Here is an 11,140-nt window from a genome sequence, read left to right on the forward strand (position 1 = left end):
CCGACGGTGGCTGCGCTTGCTTTCTGCGCGGTCTTTGCACAGCACGCGCTCAAATGCTCTCAGTCAACCCCCGCTACTTATGCGCACAGCGCAGCGCCTGGCCGCTGGTCGGCCTGCTGAGCCTGTTGGCGGGGTGCGCGACGCTGCCGCCGCCGGTGATGAATCAGGGCCCGGTCAAGGCCGTCAAACCGATCAACGTCTCTGCCGACGGGGCCAGGGCCAGCACGACGTTCGACGTGCTCACCTTCAACATCGAGGGGCTAGGTTGGCCCGCCCGACGTGGGCGCGGGCCCTCGCTCGAGCGGATCGGTGCGGTGCTGCGCGGCATGGCGGCACGCGGCGAAGCGCCCGACGTGATCATGGTGCAGGAGATGTTCAGCCCAGCCGCGGTCCGCGCGGTGACCGGGTGGGACTATCCCAACATGGTATCGGGGCCGTCGCGGACGCAGCGGAAGCACCTCGTCGGCAGCAGCCGGATGCCCGGGCCGTACAAATGGAAGAAGGGCGAACTCGGGCTGCATATCGCAGGGTCGGGGCTGGCGATCGTCAGCGCGTTTCCGATCCTCGAGACGCAGTCCGAGCCGTTTGGGCGGCGGCGATGCGCGGGGCTGGACTGCCTGAGCAACAAGGGCATGCTCTATGCGCGGATCGCGATCCCCGGCGTTCCCGGCACGATCAACCTGTTCAACACGCACCTCAATTCGCAGCGGGCGTCGCGCGTGTCGCCGCAGCGGCACGCGCGCGCGCACCGGCTGCAGGTCGAGGAGCTGGGCAATTTCATCACCGCGGTCGGCAGTCCGGACGTTCCGACGGTACTTGGCGGCGATTTCAACATGCGCCGCTCCGCGATCCGGTTCGAGCGGTTCCGCAACGTCACCGAACCCTTCGAGATCGTCCACGAATGGTGCGTCGACCAGCCGCTGCGGTGCGACACGCGGATCTCGTGGGACGGCGACGAACCCTGGATGGACACGCAGGACCTCCAGCTGTTCGAAAGCGGAGCCGACGTGCAGATCGCTCCGATCCGTGTCGAGGCGCTGTTCGACGGATCCGCCGGCAGCCCGAAACTGTCCGATCACGACGCCTTCCGCGTCACCTATCGCGTGAGTTGGCACAGGCAGGAACAGGGCCGCCCCGCTACAGCGAAACGGCCCCCATCCTAGACAAGCGAGACGTGGCCTTCCCGCCGCGCAAAGCGCGCCGCCAGCGCGGTGATCGCCGGCAGCACGAGCAACGTCAGGATCGTCGAGGTGACCAACCCGCCGATCACGACGGTGGCAAGCGGGCGCTGCACCTCCGCCCCGGTGCCGGTCGCCAGCGCCATCGGCACGAAGCCCAGGCTGGCGACCAGCGCGGTCATCAGCACCGGGCGGACCCGCTCCATCGCGCCGCCGACGATCGCCGCATCGTCGGCCTCGCCCTCGTCGCGGCGCTTGCGGATCGCACTCATCATGACGAGCCCGTTGAGCACCGCGACGCCAGACAGCGCGATGAACCCGACCGCCGCGGTGATCGAGAACGGGATCCCGCGCAGCGCCAGCGCGAACACGCCGCCCGCCAGCGCCATCGGCACCGCGCTGAACACGATCGCCGCGGGCACGAAGCCGCCAAGTGCCATGTAGAGCAACGCATAGATCAGCGCGAAGCAGATCGGCACGACGATTGCCAGCCTCAGCCGCGCCGATTGCAGGCTCTCGAACGTGCCGCCCCACTGCGTATACATGCCGGGCGGCAGCGCGATTTCGGCGATCCGCGCCTGCGCCTCGGTCACGAACCCGCCGAGATCGCGGCCGCGCACGTTCGCCTGGATGACGACCATCCGCTTGCCGTTCTCGCGGCTGATCTGGTTCAGCCCCTCGGTATAGCAGAACCGCGCAACCTCGCGCAGCGGGATCGACCGTGCGGACTGCCCGTCGAGCGCGGGCAGCATCACCGGGATCGAACCCAGCGTCTCGATATCGTCGCGCTGCGCATCGGGCAGGCGGACGACGACGTCGAAGCGCCGGTCGCCCTCGAACAGCACGCCCGCCTCGCGGCCGCCGAGCGCCGCTGCGACGGTGTTCGCGACCTCCTCGACCGACAGGCCGTACCGCCCGACCGCCTGGCGATCGACCTGGATGTCGAACGTCGGCGCGCCGTCGGTCTGCTCGGCCTGGACGTCCGCCGCGCCCGGGATCGTGCGCAGCGCCGCGGCGATTCCAGCGGCCTGCTGCGTCATCGCCTCGAGATCGTCGCCGTAGAGCTTGATCGCGACGTCCGAGCGGACACCCGCGATCAGTTCGTTGAAGCGCATCTGGATCGGCATCTGCATCTCGGTCCGGTTGCCGATCAGCGGCTTGATCTTCGCCTCGATCCGCGCGAGGATGTCGGCCTTGCTCGTCACGCCCGCGGGCCATTCATGCTGGGGCTTGGGGATGACATAGGTGTCGGACGCGTTGGGCGGCATCGGATCGGTGCCGAGATCGGCATTGCCATTCTTCGAGAAGACCAAAGCCACCTCCGGCAGCGATTTCAGCGCATCCTCGATCCGCAACTGCATCTGCGTCGACTGGTCGATCGAGGCGGACGGCACGCGGAAGTTGGTGATCGTGATGTCCTTCTCGTCGAGCTGCGGCATGAATTCCTCGCCGAGCATCCCGAACAGCAGCACCGCAGCGGCGAACACGCCTACGCCGCCGAGCACGAACGGCAGCGGCCGCGCGACCGCCTTTTCGAGCAGCGGCGCGTATCTCGCCTTGAACCAGCGGATCGGCCTGACTTCGGTCTCGCTGACCCTGCCCGTCACCAGCAGCGCGATCATCGCCGGCACGAACGTCAGCGACAGCACGAACGCCGACGCCAGCGCGACCATCAGCGTGATCGCCATCGGCGCGAAGGTCTTGCCCTCCACCCCCTGAAAGGTGAGCAAAGGCACGAACACGAGGAAGATGATCGCCTGACCGTAGACGGTGGGCTTCACCATCTCCTGCGCGGCGAGCGTCGTCTCTGACATCCGTTCGGACCGGGTGAGCAGCCGCCCCTCATGCTCCTGCCGCTCGGCGAGGCGGCGCAGCGCGTTCTCGACGATGATCACCGCGCCGTCGACGATCAGCCCGAAATCGAGCGCGCCGAGACTCATCAGATTGCCCGAGACGCCGAGGCCGTTCATTCCCGCCGCGGTCATCAGCATCGTGATCGGGATGACCGCTGCGGTGATCAGCGCCGCGCGGACGTTGCCGAGCAGCAGGAACAGGATGACGATGACGAGCAGCGCGCCCTCGATCAGGTTCTTCTCGACCGTCGCGATCGTCGCGTTAACCAGCTTGGACCGGTTATAGACCGGCTGCGCGGTGACGTCGGGCGGCAGCACGCGGTTGATCGCGACCAGCTTGTCCGCGACGCGAGTCGCGACGACCCGGCTGTTCTCGCCGGTCAGCATCAGGATCGTCGAGATGACCGCTTCGGAGCCCATCAAGCTGCCCGAGCCGGTGCGCACCGCGCCGCCGATCACGACCTGCCCGATGTCGCGGACGCGCACCGGATTGCCGCCGCGCGTCGCGACCACCGCGTCCTCGATATCCGCGACCGACTTCAGCCGCGCATCGGCGCGCACGAGGAAGCTTTCGCCCGCGCGGCGGATATAGTTCGATCCCGCCGATACGTTCGCGCGTTCGAGCGCGTCAGCGAGTGCGGTGACCGACAGGCCATAGGTCGACAGCGCGTTGATGTTCGGCTCGACGACATATTGCTTCACATAGCCGCCGTTCGAATCGACCCCCGCGACACCGGCCACGCCGCGCATCTGCGGCCGGATGATCCAGTCCTGTACGGTGCGCAGATACGCCGCCTTTTCGAGCTCGGTGGTCAGCCGCTCGCCCTCGGGTGTCAAATATGCGCCGTCGGGCTGCCAGCCCGGTTTGCCCGCGCGGTGCTCGTCCCCCTTGCCGTCGGGATGGTTGTACGCGACCGAATACATGAAGATCTCGCCGAGCCCGGTGGCGAGCGGGCTGAGCCGCGGTTGGATATTTGCGGGCAGGCTGTCGCGCGCCTGCGCCAGCCGCTCGGTCACCTGCGCGCGCGCGAAATAGATGTCGGTCGCATCCGTGAAGACCGCGGTGATCTGGCTGAAGCCGTTGCGGCTGATCGAGCGTGTCATCTCGAGCCCGGGTATCCCCGCCAGCGCGGTTTCGACCGGAAACGTGACCTGCTTTTCGATGTCGACGGGCCCGAGCGTGGGCGCGAAGGTGCTGACCTGGACCTGGCGGTTGGTGACGTCGGGCACCGCGTCGATCGGCAACTTCGTGATCTGCCACGCGCCGAACGCGATGACGAGCAAGGTCAGGAACGCAACGAGCCATCGCCCGCGTACCGACAGGCTGAGGATGCGCGCGATCATTCCTCGCCCCCCGCGTTCTTGCCGAGTTCGGCCTTCAACAGGAATGCGTTGGCGGTCGCGATCGGCGTGCCTGCCGCGAGCCCCGCCACGATCGCGACGAGGCCGCCGCTGCGCGCCCCGACCTGTACTGTGCGCGCCTTAAAGCCAGCGGCGGTCCTGACGAACACCACCGTCCGGTTGCCGATCGTCTGCACCGCATCCTGCGGTACCATCACGCCACTGCGGACCGCGCCGCCGCTCGCGAAGATCCGCGCCTGAACGAGTTGTCCCGGTACCAGGGTCGAACCTCCGGCACTGGGGACGATGACGACCGTGGCGGAGCGGGTTACCGGATCGACGACCCCGGTGTCCGAGCGGACCCGCCCAGCGATCATCCGCCCGTCATTGGTTGTCAGCTCCACCCGGTCGCCTGTGCGCACCCGGCTCGCATCGGCGGGGGGGACGTTGGCGGTGATCTGCAGACGGCGCGGATCGGCGACGCGGAACAGCTCGGTCTCGGCCGCGACATATTGGCCGAGGCTCGCGGGGGCGGCGGTGATCCGGCCCGCGATCGCGCTGACCACTGCGACCGACCGGCCATCGCCGGTGACGCGGGCCGCACCCGCCGCCGCGCTCGCCCGCTGCGCGTCGGCCTGCGCGACCGCCAGATTGGCCTGCGCGGATTCATAGTCGGCGCGCGGGCTGACGCCCTGTGCAAGCAACGACCGTTCGCGCGCCAGCTGGCGACCGGCGAGCGTCACGCGCGCCGCGGCCGCGCTGCGGTCGGCGGCGATCGACGAGGCCTCGCGGCTTTCGACCAGCGCGATCGTCTCGCCCGCGCGGACCGGATCGCCGATCCGCTTCAGGATCCGCGTGATCGTGCCCGCCGCGCGCGCGGTGAGCACCGCTTCGGCATCGGGCGTCGCCGCGACGGTGGCCGAGGCGGGGATTGCGGCATCGAGTGCGCCCGACGCCGCAGGCGCGACACCGATCTCCGAGATGCGGATGGCCTCCGCAGAGAGCGGCACGGCGTCATCGGACGCCGATGCGGCTTCAGTCGGGGCGGTAACGACGGGCGCAGCGCTCGGCGCAGTTAGGCGCGCGATGCCGAACCCCAGCCCGGCAGCGGCGATCAACGCGACGGCAGTGCCGGCATAGAGACGGTTCTTGGTCATGGGAGCATGTCTCCGGTAATGGTACGACCCGACAGGCGGGCAAAGCCGGCGCGCGCGTCGAGGCGGGCGGCGGCGGCGTCGAGGATGACTCCGCGTGCCACGCCCAGCCCGTGCCGCGCGGCGAGCAGTTCGATCAGCGGCGATTTGCCCGCTTCATAGGCGATCCGGGCGAGCCGATACGTCTCCTCCGCAGTCGCGAGACCGTGCTCGGCGGCGGCGGCGCGCAGGTCGGCGGACTCGATCAGCGCCTGGGCTGAGCTAGCAGCTGCGCGCGCTTCCAGCCTGACGACCGCCGCGCGCGCCTCGGCCCCGCGCAACTCAGCTTCGGCGGCGGCGATGTTGCCGCGGTTGCGATCGAAGATGGCGAGCGGCAACGACACGCCCGCGATCAGCGCGGTCGCATTGTCCGCCTCGAGCCGCCGCACGCCGACCTGCGCGGTTATGTCCGGGACTGCCCGTTTGCGCTCGACGACGATCCGCCGTTCGGCCGCATCGCGTTCGGCCTGCGCCGCGCGCACCGCCACGCTGGCGAGCGGATCGATCGGGCCGGTTGCAGGTCGCGCCGCCAGTCGATCGAGCAGCGATTCCGACAGGCTCGTATAGGGTGTCTCGACACCGGCGAGCGCAGACAGCTCCGCAAACGCGACTGTGCGCCCTGCTTTCGCCGCCTCCAGCGCGGATTGCAGCGTATTCAGCTCGGTCTCGGCCTGAAGCTCGCGCAGCCGCGCCTCCTTGCCCGCACCGACCAGTGCGCGCGCGACCCTCAGGTCGGCGGTGGCCTCCTCGACCTCGTCCTGGGCAAGCAGGATCCGGCGATCGGCGATCTCCGCCCCGGCATAAGCGCGCGCCAACTCATACGCATAGGCGACGCGTCCCTCGGCACCGCGGGCGCGCGCCGCGGCGATCCCCGCGCGGCCGGCCTCAATCCGTGAGGCACGCTTGCCGCCCAGTTCGAACGGGTGGTTATATTGCAGCGTCGTCTCGGTCCGTCCGAACCCGCCATAAGGCGACGATCCGCCGAAATTCTCGCCATACACACTGATCGTCGGGTTGGGCCGTGCGCGCGCCTGGTCTGCAAGCCCCTCGGCCTGCGCCACGCCCGCATCGAGGATCGCGACGCGCGGCGACGCTTCGGTCTGCCGCAACAGCGCGGCGAAGGGCGGCGCCGGATCCGCCGCTGCGATCCCTGCCCCCATAACGCCCACGGCGCCCAGCGCCACGAACGCACCGGCGCGCGCACGCAGGCGCCACCGGCGAATATTGCCGTTCATTTCTGTAATCCTGCACGAGTGAACCATTCTCGCGCGCCGCATCGGCACGCGTGACGGTCAGGCTCGTGGAGGTCTCAGCAGCGATGTCGGTCCGGTTCCCGCCCGGTCGACGCTCTCCCGTGTCGGCCATGCCGGCGCGACCTCGGCCAACGCAAACGACGGCGCGACGTCCGCGGGCACTGCGAAGGCGTGCGCGACAGCATGCGCGGCGACATGCACGACATTGTCGTCATGATCATCCATCACGTCCGCGACATGAACATGGCTGACCGCAAGCGCCACATCGGGCACGTCGTCATGGAACGTTGCCGCATGCCACCCGCCAAGCGCAGTCATCCCCAGCACGGCGAGGAACGCCAGTAGAGTCGCCAGCACGGCGATCCGGGAACGGTGGAGGGTCACGCATCCAGCCTAAGCGACATGCGGCAGCGCAGCAAGGGCGACGAACCGCGTGGCATCCCCCATGTCCGCCGGATCGATACGGCTGGCCAACGATTATCTCCCCATGACCCACGAGACCACGCGCAGCCTGGCATCGACCGACGAGGCCAACGAGATCGAGCTCAAGCTGGAAGTCGATCCCGTGTGGATCGACCGCCTCGCGACCATGCCGCCCCTGTCCGGCGTCACGCCCAAGATCGTCGATCAGCTCTCGACCTATTTCGACACGCCGAAGCAGGATCTGCGTGCGGCGAGATTTACGCTGCGGATACGGACAGCGAGTGGCAGGCATGTTCAGACGATCAAGGCGGTCGGCAGTGCCGCGGCAGGCCTGTTTGCCCGTCCGGAATGGGAGCATGACGTGGCACGATTGGAGCCCGAACTCGATCCCGGCTCGCCAATCTGCGCGATCGTCGCGCATGACAGGCTCAGGACCGTCAGGCCTGCGTTCACCGTGGCGATCAAACGCCGGCAATGGCTTGTCACGCGCGACGGCGGAACGGTCGAGGTCGTCGCGGATACGGGATGCGTGACGGCAAGTGATCGCACGACGCCGGTTTCTGAGCTCGAGTTTGAGCTGAAAGGCGGAACGCCGACCGCGATCTTCGCGCTCGCGCGGACGCTCGGCGAGCAGATCCCCGTCCGCCTGGGCGTTCTCACCAAAGGGGCGCGCGGCTATCGACTGATCGCGGCGGCGACGCTGGGCGCGGTTAAGGCCGAGCGTCTGGAGCTTGCGGCCGACACGACCACCGCCGAAGCCTTCGAGCAGATCGTCGGGACTTGCCTGCGGCACTTCCGTCTGAATGAAAATCTCCTACGGCGTGCGGCCGATGCCGAGGCGCTGCATCAGACACGGGTCGCGTTGCGACGACTGCGGTCCGCGTTGTCGCTATTCAAACCCGTCGTTGCCGACGACCGCTTCCCGCATATCGCGGGCGAACTCAAATGGCTGGCAGCATCGCTCGGCCCTGCGCGCGACATCGATGTGCTGTGCGATCGGCTTGGCGAGGGTTCGAACGCGGCGCTCACCGCGGCGCGCGAGGATGCCTATGCGGTCGCTCTGGCCGCGCTGGATTCGCAGCGGACGCGCGATCTGATGATCGACCTGGTCGAATGGACCGCGCTGGGCGCATGGCGCCTGCAGCCGTTGGATCCAGCGACGGTGCAGGCCCCCGCGGCCCTTTTCGCCAGCGCGGCGATCCGCGACCTCAACCGTCGGATAAAGCGCCGCGGCCGGGACCTCGACCAGCTCGACGACGGGTCGCGTCACCAGATCCGGATCACCGCCAAGAAACTGCGCTACGCGACCGGCTTCTTCGAGAGCCTCTACCCACTCAAACGGTCACGTCGGCGGTTGAAGGCGTTCAAAAAGCGGCTTGGGGCGTTGCAGGATCATCTGGGTCATTTGAACGACCTCGCGACGGCGCCCGCGTTGATCGAGCGGTTTGGTCTGGAACCCGAGACGCCCACCTCGTCGATCGAGCGGAAGACGCTGCTGTCCCAAGCGGCCGAAGCGTATGAGGAACTGACTGGCGCCAAGCGGTTCTGGTGAGCCTGTGGAGCCGGCCTCACCCGCCCTTTCTTCCTAGAAACAGGAACGGACCGTTGCGCCTGTCATGCCCATGCCATCAAACACCCCTAAAGCGGACATCTCCAGTGAAAGGGTGTTCGATGTTCAGTGCCAGCCCCCTTGTACCCGACCAGATCGTCGATTGCGTCTCGACGGGACGGTCCCCGACGACCGCAGACCTCGATAGCGTCGCCGCACGCATGTGGCGCGAGGAAGCAGCGGATCGCTCTGCATTTTCCTGGGGCGAGCTCTCCCCTACGGCGACCGACCGCATCGTCGCTTTGCGATCCGCGGTCCTCGCGCTCCAGGGCAGCGGCCTGCGCTGAGGCGCGACCTAGCGCGTCACGCGGCTTACGCGACGTGCAACTGACCGAAGAAGCGCGACAGGGCGCCATCGATCGAGGATGCACCATCCTCGACGCGTTGGGAATCGGTCCTGACGCGCGACGCCATGCCCGCGGTATTCCTGGTCGCGACGGACACGTCGCTTACCAGACGCCCGATCAGGTCGAGATCAGTCGCGGTACCATCGACATTGCGGCTGATGACCTGCCCGCTCTGCGCCTGTTCGCCGATGCTCGACGCGAGATCATCGGTGCCGCGCGCCATGTCTTCGACCATCTCGCGAATGTCGAGCAGACCCGTACAGGCCGCCTCGGTCCCGCGTTGCATGTCGGCGATCTGCCGGGCGATCTCCTCGGTGGCGTCCGCGGTCTGCGTCGCCAGCATCTTCACTTCGTCCGCGACCACGGCGAACCCCCTGCCCGCCCCGCCGACGCGCGCGGCCTCGATCGCCGCGTTCAACGCGAGCAACTTGGTGCGCGCCGCGATGCTGCTGATCAGTCCGACGATCGCGCCGATCGCGCGCGCGTCGTCCTGGACGTTCGTCATGTCCTGAGCCAGCCGTACCGCGCGGTCCGCCGCCTGCGCGCTCAGGTCGGCGGACAGGCGCGTGCCCTGGCTGGACTGGCCGATCGCGCCCATGAACTGAGTCGTCGCCGCCGCGATGTCGGTCGCGCCATCGATCGCGCGCCGCACGGCCACGCCGACGCTGCCCAGTTCGCGCGTCGCGCCTTTCGAATGATCCTCCAGTTCACCCGAGGTTGTTGATAGCTGGTTCGCCGCGCTGCGAAGGCCGGCAAGGACATCCGCGACCTCTCCTTCGAGCGTCGTTGCCGCCTCCCGGACGATCCGATCGCGTTCGGCCTCGGCAGCCTCGTTTGCGCGCCGCGCGGTCTCGATACTCCGCTCGCGCTGGACCTCGGCCAGCCGCTGCCGGCCGTTTTCGGCTTCCAACCGCCCGCGCTCGGCGACCGAGGTGCGAAAGACCTCGATCGCGCGCGACATCCGGCCGATCTCGTCGCGCCGCTCTCCATGCGGCGTGCGGCCCTCGGCGTTCCCGGCGGCGATCACCGCCATCGTCCGCTCGATATCGAGCAACGGCCGGACGATCGTCCGCTGCACGATCAGCACCGTGCCAGAGGCGGCGAGCGAGAACAGGATGATGCTGGCGGCGATGCTGATCGTGACCTCCTCCTGCTCGAGCGCGTGCGCGTTGCGGAACAGATGGTCGACCTTGGCTTCCTGCCCGGCGATCAGCGCATCGGCGATCGTCGAGGCCCTGCGCTCATTGGGACGGACCTCGCTGCGAAAGACGCTCCAGGCCCGATCCTGGCTACCGCGATTGGCGGCATCGGCAACCGTGGCCAGCCGGCGCAGGACGATCATCTGGCTGCGGATATAGCCACTGTCCCTGGTCAGCCCGGCGGCGCGGTGCCGTACCAGCCCGGCGAGTTGCGCGCGCATCTGGAGCGACCGCTGCGAGAATTTCGCGTGGATAATCGCCAGTTCATGCGGATCGCGTTCGAGCAGCAGGTTGAGCGCGTCCCGCTGCAACGACCGGCTCAGTGAGCGCACTTCGATCAAGTGAACCCGCACGATCTGCCCGTCGTTCGCCGCATCACGCGCCGTCTGGACCCGGCTGCGCGTACCAAGCCCGATAAGGCCGAGAATACAGACGAGCGCGAGCATGATGGCGACGGGCACCATCAGCCGTGCCATCATGCTGTGCGACCAGATCCTGAACGTTCGATATGTCATGACCGGGCGCTACGGCGCGCATCTTAACCCTGTGTGACACGACCCCGCGATCTTTCGAGAACACCGGCTACGCTGCCCACGCTGGTGCCGGTGCCGGTGCCGGCCAAGGCGTCGAACTTGTTTGATTGAACCCCAAACGACAACGCCGCCCGTGAGGGCGGCGTTGTCGTGGTATGAGGTTGGTTGCGGGGACAGGATTTGAACCTGTGACCTTCAGGTTATGAGCCTG

The 11,140-nt window shown here is 68.1% G+C and carries 8 protein-coding genes; 3 read left to right on the forward strand and 5 right to left on the reverse strand.

Annotated features, from left to right (window positions below; all coding sequences use genetic code 11):
• The first annotated feature begins 53 nt into the window (after positions 1–53).
• The gene (locus EV283_RS13220) at positions 54–1,163 is read left to right on the forward strand and encodes an endonuclease/exonuclease/phosphatase family protein (RefSeq protein ID WP_130326015.1); all 1,110 of its coding nucleotides are present in this window, start codon (positions 54–56) and stop codon (positions 1,161–1,163) included.
• Here the strand turns inward: EV283_RS13220 and EV283_RS13225 are convergent.
• From EV283_RS13225 to EV283_RS13240, 4 genes are read right to left on the reverse strand one after another with little or no spacing between them, the layout of a single operon-like run.
• The gene (locus EV283_RS13225; RefSeq protein WP_130326017.1) at positions 1,160–4,375 is read right to left on the reverse strand and encodes a CusA/CzcA family heavy metal efflux RND transporter; all 3,216 of its coding nucleotides are present in this window, start codon (positions 4,373–4,375) and stop codon (positions 1,160–1,162) included. The genes EV283_RS13220 and EV283_RS13225 overlap by 4 nt on opposite strands.
• A complete protein-coding gene (locus EV283_RS13230; RefSeq protein ID WP_130326019.1) occupies positions 4,372–5,529 on the reverse strand; it encodes an efflux RND transporter periplasmic adaptor subunit in 1,158 nt (385 codons plus the stop codon). Before EV283_RS13230 ends, EV283_RS13225 begins: the two co-directional genes overlap by 4 nt.
• Positions 5,526–6,800: a TolC family protein gene (locus EV283_RS13235; protein WP_130326021.1), complete on the reverse strand. Its 1,275-nt coding sequence runs from the start codon at positions 6,798–6,800 to the stop codon at positions 5,526–5,528. The genes EV283_RS13230 and EV283_RS13235 overlap by 4 nt, the downstream gene beginning before the upstream one ends.
• 57 nt (positions 6,801–6,857) lie before the next feature.
• Positions 6,858–7,202 (reverse strand): hypothetical protein, encoded by a 345-nt coding sequence (locus tag EV283_RS13240; protein ID WP_130326023.1) that lies wholly within the window; start codon positions 7,200–7,202, stop codon positions 6,858–6,860.
• A 103-nt stretch (positions 7,203–7,305) separates the two neighbouring features.
• On the opposite strand from EV283_RS13240, the gene EV283_RS13245 reads away from it, so the two are divergent.
• Both EV283_RS13245 and EV283_RS13250 read left to right on the forward strand, forming a co-directional pair.
• Positions 7,306–8,793 carry a CHAD domain-containing protein gene (locus EV283_RS13245; RefSeq protein WP_165391781.1) on the forward strand — a complete coding sequence of 496 codons (1,488 nt, stop codon included), beginning with the start codon at positions 7,306–7,308 and terminating at the stop codon, positions 8,791–8,793.
• Positions 8,794–8,912: 119 nt separating this feature from the next.
• Positions 8,913–9,137, forward strand: coding sequence for a hypothetical protein (locus tag EV283_RS13250; protein WP_130326027.1), 225 nt, complete (start codon positions 8,913–8,915; stop codon positions 9,135–9,137).
• A gap of 25 nt (positions 9,138–9,162) precedes the next feature.
• On the opposite strand, the gene EV283_RS13255 is transcribed toward EV283_RS13250, so the two are convergent.
• Positions 9,163–10,911 (reverse strand): methyl-accepting chemotaxis protein, encoded by a 1,749-nt coding sequence (locus EV283_RS13255; RefSeq protein ID WP_130326029.1) that lies wholly within the window; start codon positions 10,909–10,911, stop codon positions 9,163–9,165.
• Between the last annotated feature and the right edge of the window lie 229 nt (positions 10,912–11,140).

It is taken from the genome of Sphingomonas sp. BK036, assembly GCF_004216825.1.
Taxonomy (GTDB): Bacteria; Pseudomonadota; Alphaproteobacteria; order Sphingomonadales; family Sphingomonadaceae; genus Sphingomonas.